The sequence below is a fragment of the Vibrio sp. Vb1026 genome, from assembly GCF_033338745.1.
In the GTDB taxonomy this organism is placed as follows: Bacteria; Pseudomonadota; Gammaproteobacteria; order Enterobacterales; family Vibrionaceae; genus Vibrio; species Vibrio alginolyticus.
On record NZ_JAWOTH010000003.1, the window covers coordinates 114,010 to 129,334 of the forward strand.

General features: G+C 43.1%; 11 protein-coding genes and 1 tRNA gene. 6 read left to right on the plus strand and 6 right to left on the minus strand.

Annotated features, from left to right (window positions below; translation table 11 throughout):
- Positions 1 to 98 precede the first annotated feature (98 nt).
- A complete protein-coding gene (locus R7E47_RS07075) occupies positions 99 to 1,022 on the plus strand; it encodes a histone deacetylase (RefSeq protein WP_258483194.1) in 924 nt (307 codons plus the stop codon).
- 194 nt (positions 1,023 to 1,216) lie between these two features.
- Here R7E47_RS07075 and R7E47_RS07080 read toward each other — a convergent pair.
- From R7E47_RS07080 to R7E47_RS07090, 3 genes are all read right to left on the minus strand, one after another.
- Positions 1,217 to 1,307, minus strand: a tRNA-Ser gene (locus R7E47_RS07080).
- 156 nt (positions 1,308 to 1,463) lie between these two features.
- Positions 1,464 to 3,272: a DUF3413 domain-containing protein gene (locus R7E47_RS07085; protein ID WP_005380721.1), complete on the minus strand. Its 1,809-nt coding sequence runs from the start codon at positions 3,270 to 3,272 to the stop codon at positions 1,464 to 1,466.
- 22 nt (positions 3,273 to 3,294) lie between these two features.
- A complete protein-coding gene (locus R7E47_RS07090) occupies positions 3,295 to 3,522 on the minus strand; it encodes a YejL family protein (RefSeq protein WP_005380722.1) in 228 nt (75 codons plus the stop codon).
- Positions 3,523 to 3,607: 85 nt separating this feature from the next.
- Between R7E47_RS07090 and yejK the strand changes: the two genes are divergently transcribed.
- The 3 genes from yejK (at position 3,608) to R7E47_RS07105 (ending at position 7,285) form a co-directional block, all read left to right on the plus strand.
- Positions 3,608 to 4,606 carry a nucleoid-associated protein YejK gene (gene yejK, locus R7E47_RS07095; protein WP_318084001.1) on the plus strand — a complete coding sequence of 333 codons (999 nt, stop codon included), beginning with the start codon at positions 3,608 to 3,610 and terminating at the stop codon, positions 4,604 to 4,606.
- Between the two features lie 82 nt (positions 4,607 to 4,688).
- A complete protein-coding gene (locus R7E47_RS07100) occupies positions 4,689 to 6,017 on the plus strand; it encodes an Hpt domain-containing protein (protein WP_080996147.1) in 1,329 nt (442 codons plus the stop codon).
- A gap of 104 nt (positions 6,018 to 6,121) precedes the next feature.
- Positions 6,122 to 7,285: a chemotaxis protein gene (locus R7E47_RS07105; protein ID WP_258483192.1), complete on the plus strand. Its 1,164-nt coding sequence runs from the start codon at positions 6,122 to 6,124 to the stop codon at positions 7,283 to 7,285.
- A gap of 90 nt (positions 7,286 to 7,375) precedes the next feature.
- Here R7E47_RS07105 and nhaC read toward each other — a convergent pair whose 3' ends face one another.
- The gene (gene nhaC, locus R7E47_RS07110; RefSeq protein ID WP_005380726.1) at positions 7,376 to 8,809 is read right to left on the minus strand and encodes a Na+/H+ antiporter NhaC; all 1,434 of its coding nucleotides are present in this window, start codon (positions 8,807 to 8,809) and stop codon (positions 7,376 to 7,378) included.
- 431 nt (positions 8,810 to 9,240) lie between these two features.
- Between nhaC and asd the strand changes: the two genes are divergently transcribed.
- A complete protein-coding gene (asd, locus tag R7E47_RS07115) occupies positions 9,241 to 10,356 on the plus strand; it encodes an aspartate-semialdehyde dehydrogenase (protein ID WP_005380727.1) in 1,116 nt (371 codons plus the stop codon).
- 57 nt (positions 10,357 to 10,413) lie between these two features.
- Here asd and R7E47_RS07120 read toward each other — a convergent pair whose 3' ends face one another.
- Complete coding sequence (locus R7E47_RS07120; protein WP_005380728.1) at positions 10,414 to 11,277, minus strand: ion transporter; 864 nt, start codon at positions 11,275 to 11,277, stop codon at positions 10,414 to 10,416.
- A gap of 35 nt (positions 11,278 to 11,312) precedes the next feature.
- Positions 11,313 to 11,951, minus strand: a complete 639-nt coding sequence (locus tag R7E47_RS07125) for a YchE family NAAT transporter (RefSeq protein ID WP_318084002.1) — start codon at positions 11,949 to 11,951, stop codon at positions 11,313 to 11,315.
- A 650-nt stretch (positions 11,952 to 12,601) separates the two neighbouring features.
- On the opposite strand from R7E47_RS07125, the gene adhE reads away from it, so the two are divergent.
- Positions 12,602 to 15,304 carry a bifunctional acetaldehyde-CoA/alcohol dehydrogenase gene (gene adhE, locus R7E47_RS07130; protein WP_005380731.1) on the plus strand — a complete coding sequence of 901 codons (2,703 nt, stop codon included), beginning with the start codon at positions 12,602 to 12,604 and terminating at the stop codon, positions 15,302 to 15,304.
- Positions 15,305 to 15,325 lie beyond the last annotated feature (21 nt).

Consider the following 15,325-nt stretch of genomic DNA (forward strand, 5'->3'; position numbering starts at 1 on the left):
AATTTAATTGATATTGAAAATCATTATCAATTAAATTGCATTTTATTCAACCCTTGAAGTTGATACTATTTCGTTACCATTGTTATTAAGAATTTCTCATGCTGCCATTTATCTACCACCCGATTTATTCTCAACTTGAGTTGCCAGAGGGGCATCGTTACCCAATTATGAAATACCAGTACCTCTATGAATCGGTATTGGTGCACATGGAGAAAGATAACTGGAAAGAGCACACGCAGTTTTTCCAGCCCGAAGCATTAACTGTTGGGGAAGTAAAACGTGTTCATGACGAGGAATACGTCGAGTTGCTTGTTAGTGGAAACATGCCAGCTGCGAAGATGCGCCGAATAGGTTTTCCTTGGAGTGAGTCTCTCATTACCAGAACGCTAACTTCAGCAGCGGGCACGGCTCTGACCGCAAAAAAGGCACTTGAGTACGGTGTGGCCATTCATTTGAGTGGTGGGTATCATCACGCACACAAAGAGTTTGGTAGTGGTTTTTGTTTATTTAATGACTTAGTGATCGCGGCTAGGCAAGCACTCGAAGTTGAGCATGTCGATAAAGTATTGATCATTGACAGTGATGTTCATCATGGGGATGGAACAGCAACTTTATGTGACGATGAGCCAGATATCATCACGCTTTCTTTCCACTGTGATAAAAACTTTCCAGCGAGGAAGCCTCAGTCTGACCTCGATGTGCCTTTGGTGCGAGGAACAGGTGATGAGGATTTTTTAATGGCGTTTAAAGAAGTGGTCGATATGGCACTTAATCTTCATCGCCCTGATTTGGTTATCTACGATGCTGGTGTCGATATACATCAAGACGATGAGCTTGGATATTTTGATGTGTCGACGCAAGGGATTTTAGAACGTGATAGATTTTTAATGCAAACAGTGAAATCTCGAGGTATCCCTGTCGCAGCTGTCGTTGGAGGTGGATATCGAACGAATCATGCTGACCTCGTCCCAATCCATTTGCAGCTTATCAATGCCGCTAAAGAAGTCTTTGTTGATGAGTAGATACAACTAGACGTAAATATCAAATTGATTCAACACTGGAACGAACGAAAAGGGCATTAATTTTTTGTGGGTTCTTTCTGAGTGTGGCGGAGTGCTTAGTTGCGTTCAAGAAGTGATAAGCGATTTGTACAAATCTTTTTAAGTTTGGAGATGCGAAAAAGCCCGCTAATTTCTTAGCGGGCTTTTTCTAAAAGTGGCGGAGAGATAGGGATTTGAACCCTAGATACGCTATTAACGTATGCCGGTTTTCAAGACCGGTGCTTTCAACCACTCAGCCATCTCTCCGTTGTTGAGGCGCATAATATAAGGCTTTGAAAATGTTGTAAACCCCTAGTTGAACTGATTGGATGTTTACTGCGCAAATTTGTGGTTTGTGTTGTTTAAATAAACAAAAAACTCCCCAAAAAGGGGGAGTTTGAATAGTATATGGATTGCTAAGTATTAATCGTTTTTAGAATAAAAACGCTGTAACTCAGTTAAACCTTGCATCAAAACTGGCAACTTCGGTGCATCATCTCGAAGTCGTTTGTAGTTTTTGTCATACAGCTTGTAGTTGCCAAACTTATCGATCACTGTGGTTTGTGAGCTAGTAATTAAGGCAAGCTCGCGAGTATCGCCCGCCAAGATCCAGCGACGACGACTTTCATCGAATAGGTTGCGACCACTACTGTAATCATATGGGTTGGAAGATACGCCGAGCATATCTTGCAACAGTGTAACTGAGAGGTCCAAGTGACTTGTGCTGTGATTAAATTCGCCAGCCAGCATTCCAGGCCAATGGATCACCATCGGAACTTGTAATTGATAACGGCTGTAGTTGCTGTTTGCTCCCCAGCTGTTCGTATTGGTTTCGTTAAATTCACTACCGTGATTAGAAGTGATGATTACGATGGTGTTTGTCAGTTGTCCCGTCGTTTCTAGTTCATCAATAATACCTGCGATAGTTCTATCCGCCGACTTCACTGCATATTCATAAGCTTTTTTGAATCGCTCACTTGCGGGCATTTCTTCGTCATTATTTGAAGGAATCGATTCAAAATTATCAACGGTGGTGACTTCGATGTAACTAAACCATGGCTGACTTGCTTTCTCTGCTAACCATGTATTCCAGTTTGCGATAGATTGTTTATCGGTATGAGCTTGCGTGCCATCTAGGTCTTCCGCTAAGTTCAAGTCGCGGAAAATAATTTCTGAGTAGAGATCATCTTCAAACCCACTGCCACTGAATAAACCAAAGTTGTAGCCCTGATCTTTCAGTACATCGAGCAATACTGGGGAAGCACCTTGCGCCTTGATGCTTGATGCATAACTGGTCGGTAAGCCATAGAACAAACCAAAGGCCCCGTATGTATCATTACTTGAGCTGTAATGATTACGGAAGTTCTGATTGTTTTCAGCAAACTCATAGAGGTTAGGCATCTCTTCTTGGTTCAGCGCATCCGCTCGTAAATTGTTTATGCTGATCATCAACACATTGAGCTTATTAACTCGGCGGTTAAACTCAAGCTTTTCAAGAGGGTAGTTGACTAACTCTACGTTGCCTTCGTTTTCTGCTAAACGTTTTAGGTATTCCTCACGGTCAAGTAGACCATGTTTTTCCATAAAACTCTTCGCCGTCATCGGGTAAGACAAAGGGAAGTTTGAACGCTGGCTAGTAATTGGGTTGTAAAAATACGCATCTGCCCAAATGTAAACCAAATGGCTGGTCATAAAGCTGAGGAAAAAGACGGCCGCGAGAGGGCGTCCTACGTGCTTATGAGATAGTTTGCGCTGTTTTCGCCATACCCATTCGGATAGTGCGAGTTGAATAAGGAAGATCAGCGGCATCACAACAAATAAATGTTGTAGGTCAGTGCTGAGCGCACTTTTGTCTTCGCTGAATAGTAACTCCCAGACAACGGGAGTTAAGTGCAAATTGATCGACTGATACGCTTGGGTATCAATTAATAATATGGTTTGCCCAACGGTTGCGAAAATCACTGCCACCAAACGGAACAATTTCCGCGATGGCAGGATAAACGTCAACGGGAATAGAACAAGCAAGTAAAGTGCGAAAACTAGAAAGCCAAAGTGACCAACCCAAGAAACCGCCAGATAAAACTGACCAAGTAACGTCTCGGGCCAAGGAGACTGAACAATGTAGCGTGTGCCTATCAACATCGATGCAACGATATTGAAGAATGCAAACCAGTGACCCCAACCAACTAGTCGAGATACACGTTCGCCGTATGAGTTTCCGCTGTCTACCATGTATGTGTTCTATTGTCCGTGATTAGTGTGTTTTTGGTGTTTCTAAAGAAGACATCAGCGCCTGAGCAAATTTTTCAGCAATCGCTTTGCGTTGTGAAGCAGCAACACGTTGATTTAAGACATTGGTTGCGATATTTCCGGCAATCATTAGCGTCAACTCAGGAGAAGCAGCGTGTTTTTCAAGAACTGTTGCTACTTCAGCAAGAATTTTTTCTACTTGCTCGTCAGTATATTTAGATGTAATCGGCATAAAGACTCTAATAATGATAGTAAAAGCGGCTTATGATAACCTACAATGCCCATCAACTAAAACCTTGTAGCAAGATAAAATCACTATGAGTCTTCATCTTTCAAACGTTATTCTGCATCAACTGTGCAAAAACGATCAGGACGAGCTGGTTGTAAACTTTCGTCCAGCATCATTAGAGAACGATGCATCTACAGAAAACTTAGTCGCTGAGCTTCACCGAGTATTCCATTCTAAAGCTGGTAAAGGTTTTGGCGCTTTCCAGTCAGACAGCGAATTTCAATTTTGGCTTCAAGAAATGCGCAAAGGAGAGCGAGATTTTTACGACTTCTCACAAATTAGTGCAAATCGCTTGAAAGAAGAGTTGATTAAGTACCCATTTGCGGATGAAGGTATCTTGGTTTTGGCTGAGTATCAGAGTTTAGCAACGGACTACTTGTTCATCGGTATCTTACCAATGAATCAAAGTTTAAAAGTGACCGAAGGTTTGGACATCAGTGCGACAGATTACTTAGATATCACCAAAATGGATATTGCCGCACGCATCGACCTGTCGAGCTACGAGACCGACAAGGAATCCAATCGTTATCTGCAATACATTAAAGGACGCGTTGGCCGTAAAGTGGCGGACTTCTTTCTAGATTTTCTGCAAGCGGATATTGGCTTAGATACTAAACAACAAAACTTAGTGTTGATGCAGGCGGTGGATGATTTTTGTGCTGACTCGAAGCTAGAAAAGCAAGAAGTGAACGAGTACAAGAAACAAGTTTACGACTACTGCAATGAGCAAATTAAATCCGGTGATGAAGTTCAAATCTCAGAACTTTCCGGAGAGCTTCCTCAAAGCCAAGATGGCACGAGCTTTATGGATTTCACCAAAGAGCAAGGGTACGAACTTGAAGAGTCTTTCCCAGGTGATCGTGCGACGGTTCGCAAACTGACTAAATTTGTTGGAGCTGGTGGTGGTTTGAATATTAGCTTCGATAGTCTCTTACTTGGCGAGCGTATTTTTTATGATCCAGAGACGGATACCTTAACGATTAAAGGGACGCCTCCAAATCTAAAAGATCAGTTAAGTCGCAATTAAAATCATATCGTTAAATAAAGAGAGCAAACGGCTCTCTTTTTTTATGTGAATAAGAAACATCCATAGTATATGCTTGTAATTAATGGAGATATGCGAGGGGCAAGTGTTGCTGAAGCTAAAAGAAGGAATACGGCGGTTTGTTTGGTTCTGGTTCGTTTTGTGGTGTGTTTTAGCACTTGGCATTTGGCTGCAAGCCAAACAAACGATTCAAACGATTTCGACTGTAAATGAGTTAGGAAGTAAAGTTGAAGAAGTCAGGCACTTTTTTAACTTCGATCTGCCTTACCGTGTTAAACACGTCGACCAAATTTCACTGAAACTTCAGTTGGCTTATGCAGTTCGCTTACAGCTTGAAAGTGAGTTTTCTGAAGGGAAAATCACACCAGACATCACTCAATTACTTTATACGACCGACCGATTTTTAGAAAGTGCTCGAGCTTTTGTAAGAAGTGACAGTGAATTGGTTTCGTTAGCAGAACAGTTACGAAGCAGCCGTGCTCGAACAGAAAACTCTGAGCAAATTCAGGCAATGTACTATCGCTTAGGTGCGCTTGTTTTTGAGTCTGTCTTTAGTGACTCTGCAACGAATAGCGATACTTACCGTGACTTAGACCGACTTTTTATTGAATCAGAGACGCTCTCTCCCGAAGAGCGAAGTGCTCTTCAGCGCCAGCTTGCTCAAACCTCAAGCGCACTATCTGCTCAGGCACAGGGCAGTTATTTATCCAATCACCTGCTTAATCCAGATTTCCCGAACCAGTTAACTTCGATAAATGATCAGTTGGAACAGAAGCTAATGACTTTTATTGTTTGGTTGTCTGTAATCAGTGGTTTGCTCCTTTTCCTCATTTCATGGGGAGCCTTCTCCCCAAAAACGATTCAACCGATACCACTACCCAGAACCGATGATAAAAAGTCAGAGCAAGTTGGCGATGATGAAAATGGAGCTAACGCTGTTCCCTCAGCTCAGTCAGAAAATTTTCAAAACGTCCAAATGAACGAAGAAAGTTGTAATGAGGTGAATTCATCACAAGTGGAAGTAGTGGAACGTGAGCCGTACATAGATATCAATAAAATGTTAGATTCTCTGTCTGGTGACGAGGGCGCTGTGCGGATGTTACTGGAGGTCTTTATTCAGGATCACTCTGGCGATGGCACTAAAATGTATCAGCTGTTAGAAGAGGATAAAGAGCAAGCGCAAAGAGCCGCACACAGTCTTAAAGGGGTCTCAGGGAGTTTAGGTGCAATGCCATTGCACTGTATTTCGGGTGATATTGAACTGTTGATTAAACAAGGGCAAAAAGTGCCGGAAGAGAAGTTGGCATGTTTAGATGATGTCCTAAAACAAACCATACTTTTTGCTAATAATGTTCTCAATAGTGAAAAGATAACAGAAGCGCTAACAGATTGATATTGCTCTGACTTAATGTCATAAGAGTTGAGGTAATAAAGGCTCGAACTATATGACTTAGTTCGCTTTATTCCTGTTCTATACAATTTGTTAAAGGTGTTTTCATGTCCGTTCGCCGAATGTCTTCAATGATGTTGATAGGGCTGGTTATGATGCTTTCAGGGTGCTCCCTGCTCGAAGTCAAGATCGAGAGTCAAACCGTCCCTCTTACCAAACAAGAGCTCAATATGCGTCTTTTGACTCGTGAGTATGCGCAGCAGTTTTTTGCTCAGGTTGAGCAAGCAGCAGATGCACTACACGAACAATATGATCCTCATGATAAAGTTCATCAATCTTATATTTTACTTTGGAAGATAAATGCTGAAGAAGGCATCCAAGCTTCTGCGTATCAAGTGTCCCCAATGGCTGCACTGATTGATACATGGACTTTCACGCTGCAAATGGAACAGTTCTTTACTACCGCTTCTGGTAATGAGCTCTTTGCGTCTGATGAGGCCAAGTTAGTTTCCGTTTATTTAGCGAAAGAGGTAGATAAACTGGCTCAATCTTTATTGAAGAAAGAAGCATACATCAAGACACAAACGTTTGTTGCAGAGTTCGCCAAGCAGCATCCATTCGCTGATTTAAGCATGATTAGGACTCCGGCTTACCGTAGGTGGTTAGATGCAAACCAAATTAGCGAAGAGGAAGCCGTTACAACGCTAGGCACGATGCCAGAAGCACTTGGGGATGTCTCTGATCGTCTAAGTCTGGTATCAGAACAGACACCAAAAATAATGACGTGGAAAGCGCAGTTGTTGGCCTTGAATAGCTCTGCCAGCATCGAAAAAGTCAATGCGGCGCTCAATAGTTTGCAAGTTACCGCTGATTCGATGAGGGATTTTATCGATAACAACCCAGAGTACATGCGTTATTTGGCAGAACAAATGGCGCTGGAGTTACAACCTTTGGTTGACGATATCGATCAAAGGACGGAGGCGCGTTTATCTCAGTTGGGTGAAGAACGCCAAGCTATAGAGCTGATGGTTGCCAGAGAGCGCCAAGAAATCGCACAGATCATTACCCATGAGCGCGAGAAGTTTGCTCAAGATATGGATCGAGTGTCGCAAGAGGTTGTGAATCTCGCAATGACTAAGCTGATTGAACTTGTCAAAAGTACCATCATCTACTTTATTCTGTTCATTGCCGTTATATTCTTTGCGCCGCTTGGTTTGGGCTATTGGTTTGGGAAGCGTGCAGCCGTGAAAACGTCAGTCAAACAAAGCTAACGATTTGTTTTGGAAATAAAAAAAGAGCGCTTTAAAGCGCTCTTTTTTAGTATTGAATTCGGAAGGTAGGTTCTTCCTATCTCTGCGAAGTTAAGCGGTTTGCTGCTTTAATTCGCCTTCAGCTTCTTCGACTGCTTCTGCTGTTGGTTCGCACTTATCAACAAACCAACCCATGTAAGAAGTGAAGATCGTTACGATGATACATACAAAACTCAGCCACATGAACGGGGCATAAGACAGTGTAGCAACACCCAAAATACTGGCCATGTAGATACCGTTGTCACTCCAAGGGACCATACCTGAGGTTAGCGTGCCGCCAAATTCTGCGTTACGAGACAAATTCTTACGTTTGTAGCCTAGACGGTCATAGTTCTTCGCACAGATTTTTGGGGTCAGGATAAGTGAAACGTACATCGCTGAACCAAATACGTTGCCCATAAAGGCCGTACCAATTGTGCTTGTTGCCAATGAACCTGCACTTTGAACGCGTTTTTCAAACAGCTTCGCGATAGTCTCTAGCACGCCTACTTTATCTAGTAGACCGCCAAAGCCAAGGCCGAATACGATAACCGCTACCGACCCAAGCATTGAAGACATGCCGCCACGGTTAAGGATTGAGTCAATGAAATCTACGCCAGATGAGATTGCAAACGGAGCCCAAGCCGTGTTGAACGCGGTTAGGAAATCGACATCTTGGATCATCACTGCCCAAATAATACCTAGCAGAGAACCAAAACTGATCACTGGGAATGAAGGCATACGCATCGCTAGAAGTGACAATACGATGATCACAGGAACAAATGAGTAAGGGGTGATGTAGAACTGCTGTTCCATCGCTTTAATGACAGAGTCTACCTGGCTCATGTCAACTTGACCTGCGTAGTGGAAGCCAAATGCAGTAAACATAATGCCTGTAATAATGTAGCTAATGAGTGCTATCGGCAACATGCCTTTAATATGTTCCATCACTTCAACGTTAGACATAGATGAAGCAAGGATTACTGAATCCGATAGAGGCGACATTTTGTCACCAAAGTAACAGCCTGAAAGTACGGCACCTGCAGTGATTGGCGCAGGAACACCAAGACCTTGACCGATACCCATCATTGCAATACCTGCCGTGCCAGCCGCCCCCCAAGATGTACCAGTCGCTAGCGCAGTCAATGAACAGATGATCATGGTCGCGAGCAAAAAGATGGAAGGGTGGATTGCTTTAAGGCCGTAGTAAATAATGGTTGGAACAATACCACCAGAGATCCAAGTACCTACAAGCGCGCCAACGGCCAAAAGGATTAAAACGGCTCCAAGTCCATTGGAAATGCCATTTAGTGCTGCTTTTTCCAGATCTTTATACTGGTGGCCAAGCTTTATGCCCAATATCATGACAATGAACCAACCGATGTATAGCGCTAGCTGAATCGGTAGGTCTAGCTTGGCTGTGAACGAAAATGCCAGCAGGAGAAATAAACCGAGCGAGATAAATACCTGTATCAAGCTTGGTAGGCGTGGTGTAACTTGCTTCATATGTGCCTCTGTCAATCTTGGAGCAATAGAGGAAGGCGCTCCTTGTTGTAATCGCGCATAACATACATTAACAAAAATTATATTTCGAACATTTGGTGTTTTATCTTGATGTTCGTCGGTAAAAACGTTTGCTTGTGAAATTAACTGTTAGTTTGTTTTAACTTTTTTGGTTTTAAATGTTGTGTAATGTGAAATTATTGTGCTTCATGTGTTATTTTCTCATTGAGTGGTAAGACCAATTAGGGGGCTAAAGTGCTTTCCCTACTTGAAAAATGGTTAAAACCGCAAACCAAACACTAAAAAATCTCGTGTAACCCGGTTTTTCAGAGGAAAAGGTTAAAAAACGCGCTTATTTACAAAATAGGGGTTGAGATTTTGCTGTGAAAAATTAACTATGGGGTAGGTTTTTTAATACATGGAGAGTTAATACGATGAGAGTTGGTTTAGTTGGTTGGCGCGGTATGGTTGGTTCAGTCCTTATGCAGCGTATGGTTGAAGAGAAAGACTTCGACCTAATCGAACCAGTATTCTACAGTACTTCTCAAGTTGGTATTCCTGCTCCTAACTTAGGAAAAGACGCAGGCTTACTGCAAGACGCGTATGATATTGAAAGCTTAAAACAGCTTGATGCGGTAATCACCTGTCAAGGTGGTAGCTACACAGAAAAAGTTTTCCCTGCACTTCGTCAGGCTGGTTGGAAAGGCTACTGGATTGACGCGGCCTCTACGCTACGTATGGCTGAAGATTCGATCATCACACTTGATCCAGTGAACTTAAAGCAAATCCAACAAGGCATCCACGGTGGCACGAACACATTTGTCGGTGGTAACTGTACGGTTAGTTTAATGCTAATGGGGCTAGGTGGTCTATTTGAGAAAGGCCTTGTTGAGTGGACAAGCGCAATGACTTATCAAGCCGCATCTGGTGCTGGTGCGCAAAATATGCGTGAGTTGATCTCGCAAATGGGCGTTATCAATGACTCTGTGAGCTCTGAACTTGCAAACCCATCAAGCTCTATCCTAGATATTGATAAGAAAGTTGCGGATACAATGCGCAGCGGCTCTTTCCCTACCGATAAATTCGGTGTGCCACTAGCTGGTTCGTTGATCCCATGGATCGATGTGAAGCGCGATAATGGTCAGAGTAAAGAAGAGTGGAAAGCGGGCGCTGAGGCGAATAAAATTTTGGGTTCTCAAAGTTCACCTGTTCCAATTGACGGTACTTGTGTGCGTATTGGCGCGATGCGTTGTCACTCTCAAGCACTTACTATCAAGCTTAAACAAAATGTACCAATGGACGAAATCGAAGAAATCATCGCCACTCATAACGATTGGGTGAAAGTGATACCTAACGACCGTGACATCACTGCTCAAGAGCTAACGCCGGCAAAAGTTACGGGCACAATGTCTGTACCAGTGGGTCGTCTACGTAAGATGGCAATGGGTGATGATTTCCTAAATGCTTTCACTGTTGGTGACCAACTGCTTTGGGGTGCTGCGGAGCCATTGCGTCGTACTCTGCGAATTATTCTGTCTGAGAAAGCATAATCACATCAATCCTTTATTTGATGACAAAATAAAAGAGCTCCTTAGGGAGCTCTTTTTTCATGCGTCGTCTTCCGTTCGAACGACTCTTTTGTCTGGATCGGCCAGTTCACTACCACAATGTTTACAGTAAATTGCGTCAGAGTCGTGCCCTGCGTGGGAGCAGTTTGGGCATTTCACCAATACTTTGTGCGATTGCATCTCTTGGTGCAGTTCGGCAGTGAAAATACCTGTAGGTACCGCCAAAATGGAATAACCCAGTAACATGGTGAGTGATGCAAGCCCTTTACCTAGGTCTGTTTGGGGGACCAAGTCACCATACCCAACCGTTGTGATGGTCACGATCGCCCAATAAATACTTTTAGGAATGCTAGTAAATCCGTTTTCAGGTCCTTCAATGATAAAAATCAACGAGCCGAAAATCGTTACCATAATGGCGACGGAACTAAAGAAGATAAAAATCTTTCTGCGCGCCATAAGCAGTGAACGTAAGAGGATATTGGACTCTTGGAGGTATCGGACTAACTTGAGTATGCGGAATATTCGCATCACTCGCAGCGCCCTGATCACACCCATAAACGAAGCGGATGGGAAGAAGAGTGCTAAATAAGTGGGCAAAATCGCAAGTAAATCGACGACACCATAAAAACTCTTTGCGTAGGCGGCAGGTTTGGGGGAGCAATAAAGCCTTAGAAGGTATTCAATCGTGAATAGGCCAGTAAATGTGTATTCAATAAACTTCAGCTCTTTTTCCCACTCGGCCCGAACGGAGGGTATCGAATCTAACACCAGTACGATTAACGAACTTATGATCGCGATAATGAGAGCAATATCGAACGTTTTACCAGCTTTGGTATGAGTACCAAAAATGGTGACATATAGAGTATGTTTAAGAGAGTCAGTCGTCATGACAAAGCGATCCATTGTTGAATCGCTCTATCATACAATTTTATAGAGACTCAGGCTAATCCTGGAAATAAGTTGCGTAAGCCATTCGCAATGAACTCTATGCCAAGCGCGCCCAATATCAAACCCATGATACGAGTAATGACGTTGATTCCAGTTTGACCTAAAAATCGTACGATCAATGGGGCAGAACGGAATAATAGCCATGAACAAAGGCAGAACAAACCAATCGTAATACTAATGCCCACGGTATCGAACATGCTTGGGTAGCGTGCACCATAAACAATAGTCGAACTGATTGCACCAGGACCTGCCATTAAAGGCATTGCAAGAGGGACCACACCAATCTGTTCACGACTGACGTATTCCGTTTTCTCTTGTTTGTTCTGCTTATCTTCCCCCAGTTTACCGCTCATCATCGAGAATGCGATGCTAAGTAATAGCAACCCGCCAGCGACACGAAACGAATCCAGAGAAATACTGAACATGTCTAACAGTAACTGACCAGCAAAAAGCGAAATGATCAGGATGATCGCAACAGCCACATTTGCTGTTGTTGCCGTATTGCGCTTTTCGTCTGGTGTCATATGCCCGGTTAGTGACACAAACACAGGCATAATACCAATAGGGTTTACTGCGGCGACCAAACCGAGAAAAAACTGCAAGAAGATAGCAAGTTCAAAAGTTTGCATGTTGCTTACTCATCAAAGTTCACATTAGTGAAAAGGAGAAGGGGTAATTTGGGCGTAATGTAAGGCAAAAGTTAGGTTGTAAGAAATGAAAAAAACTAACGCATTCCCTGCCATTTAAGTGAGAAAAACTAATTCTTTAATAAACTGTATCTAATCTGGAAAGGAAATGTTACGTATAAAGTTGCTGATAAATTGCACTGTTTTACATAAACGTTAACATTCGCACATTTTTGATAAAAACCAAGGTGGTTTGTAGAGAGATGTATTCGGTTCGATATACTCTCAGTAGCACAAAGAATTGGTCCTACATGTAATTTTGTTGGTCAAAAATGAAACTTTTTTACAGGTTGTTGTAGTTTCTTTTATTTATTTGTCCATTTGCTTCTTTTTTGCTCAATAAAAAATGAAGGTTAATTTATTTGTTTATCAATGATTTATGTCATTTTGGTGTGATGAGGCACCACTTTGGTAGTATTTAGGTGGTGAGAACTGATCCAAGTCAATTTTTTTCACACTCTGAAATATTATACTCAGTCCTGAAAGCAATTTACTAAGACGTTTGTTTTCTAAGTGACTGATAAACAGTAAAAACGATAAGTAATAGCCTTAGTAAAAAGTTTTTAATATTTGTTAATTTTAGGAGATTCCCTATGCCTGTAACTAATATGGCTGAACTAGATGCAATGGTTGCTCGCGTTAAGAAAGCGCAAGAAGAGTTCGCTACTTACTCTCAAGAGCAAGTAGATAAAATCTTTCGTGCAGCATCGCTTGCAGCTAACCAGGCCCGTATCCCGCTAGCTCAACAAGCGGTAGAAGAATCTGGTATGGGTATTGTTGAAGATAAAGTAATCAAGAACCACTTCGCTTCTGAGTTTATCTACAACAAATACAAAGACGAACAAACGTGTGGCATCTTAGAAGAAGATGACAACCTAGGTACTATGACTATCGCTGAGCCTGTAGGCATCATCTGCGGTATCGTACCAACGACTAACCCAACTTCTACAGCGATCTTCAAATCTCTAATCTCTTTGAAGACTCGTAACGGTATCATCTTCTCACCACATCCACGTGCGAAAAACTCAACTAACGATGCAGCTAAACTCGTTCTAGATGCAGCAGTAGCAGCAGGCGCACCAAAAGACATCATCGGTTGGATCGACCAGCCTTCTGTTGAGCTTTCAAACGCTCTAATGAAACACGATGACATCGCGCTTATCCTTGCAACTGGTGGTCCAGGCATGGTTAAAGCAGCATACTCTTCTGGTAAGCCAGCAATCGGTGTAGGTGCAGGTAACGTTCCTGTTGTTATCGATGAAACAGCAGACATCAAACGTGCTGTTGCTTCTATCCTTATGTCCAAGACTTTCGACAACGGTGTAGTATGTGCTTCTGAGCAAGCTGCAATCGTAGTTGATGAAGTATACGACGAAGTGAAAGAGCGTTTTGCTTCTCACAAAGCTTATGTCCTAAGCAAAGCAGAAGCTGATAAAGTTCGTAAAGTGCTTCTTATCGATGGCGCGCTAAACGCGAAAATCGTAGGTCAGCCAGCAGCAGCAATCGCTGAAATGGCAGGCGTTAAAGTTCCAGCAGACACTAAAGTTCTTGTTGGTGAAGGTCTGGGCAAAGTATCTCACGATGACGCATTCGCTCACGAGAAACTATCTCCAACTCTAGGTCTATTCCGTGCTGACAACTTCGAAGACGCGGTTGCTCAAGCGGTAACTATGGTTGAGATTGGTGGTATCGGCCACACATCTGGTCTTTACACTAACCAAGATACTAACGCTGATCGTATCCGTTACTTCGGTGACAAGATGAAGACAGCTCGTATCCTAATCAACATCCCGACTACTCACGGCGGTATCGGTGACTTGTACAACTTCAACGTTGCGCCATCTCTAACGCTAGGTTGTGGTTCTTGGGGTGGTAACTCTATCTCTGAGAACGTAGGTCCTAAACACCTAATCAACAAGAAAACTGTAGCGAAGCGAGCTGAAAACATGTTGTGGCATAAACTACCTAAGTCAATCTACTTCCGTCGTGGTAGCCTTCCAATCGCACTGGGTGATCTAGAAGGTAAGAAACGTGCATTCCTAGTAACTGACCGTTTCCTATTCAACAACGGTTACGCAGATGACGTAGTAAGCCTACTAAAAGCTCAAGGCATGGAAGTTCAAACATTCTTCGATGTTGAAGCTGACCCAACACTGTCTGTAGTAGAAAAAGGTGCGGCTCAAATGGCTAGCTACCAACCTGACGTTATCCTAGCGCTAGGCGGTGGTTCACCAATGGATGCAGCGAAAATCATGTGGGTAATGTACGAGCACCCAGAAACTCACTTTGAAGAACTAGCAATGCGCTTTATGGACATCCGTAAACGTATCTACAAGTTCCCTAAAATGGGTAAAAAAGCTGAGCTTGTATGTATCACTACAACTTCAGGTACTGGTTCAGAAGTTACTCCATTCGCGGTTGTTACTGACGACAAGACTGGTGCGAAATACCCACTAGCTGACTACGAAATCACGCCAAACATGGCAATCGTTGATGCGAACCTAGTAATGAACATGCCTAAGTCTCTAACAGCATTTGGTGGTTACGATGCAGTAACTCACGCTCTAGAAGCTTACGTATCAGTTCTTGCTAACGAATACTCAGATGGCCAAGCTCTTCAAGCACTTAAGATGCTAAAAGAGTACCTACCATCAAGCTATGCGAACGGTGCAAATGACCCAATCGCTCGTGAGAAAGTACACAACGCAGCTACTATCGCTGGTGTTGCATTTGCGAACGCATTCCTAGGTGTTTGTCACTCAATGGCTCACAAACTGGGTGCTGAGTTCCACTTGCCACACGGCCTAGCTAACGCACTACTTATCTCTAACGTGGTACGTTACAACGCGAACGACAATCCAACTAAACAAACTGCGTTCTCTCAATACGACCGTCCACAAGCACGTCGTCGTTACGCTGAAGTTGCTGACCACCTAGGCCTAAGCCAAGAAGGTGACCGTACTGCTCAGAAGATTGAACGTCTACTAGCATGGTTGGATGAACTAAAAGTGAACCTAGACATCCCAATGTCTATCCAAGCGGCAGGTGTTGCTGAATCAGATTTCGTAGCGAAACTGGATGAGCTAGCGGTAGAAGCGTTCGATGACCAATGTACTGGTGCGAACCCACGTTACCCTCTAATCAGCGAACTTAAAGATGTGTTGATGGCTTCTTACTACGGTAAAGCATTTGTTGAAGGCGAAACTTTCGAAGGTACAACTGTTATCAAGAAGAAAGCAGACCAAGAAGCAGCAAAAGCAGCACCTAAAGCAAAGAAAGAAAAAGCTGACGCGTAATTAAAAAATCGAGTGAGCAAG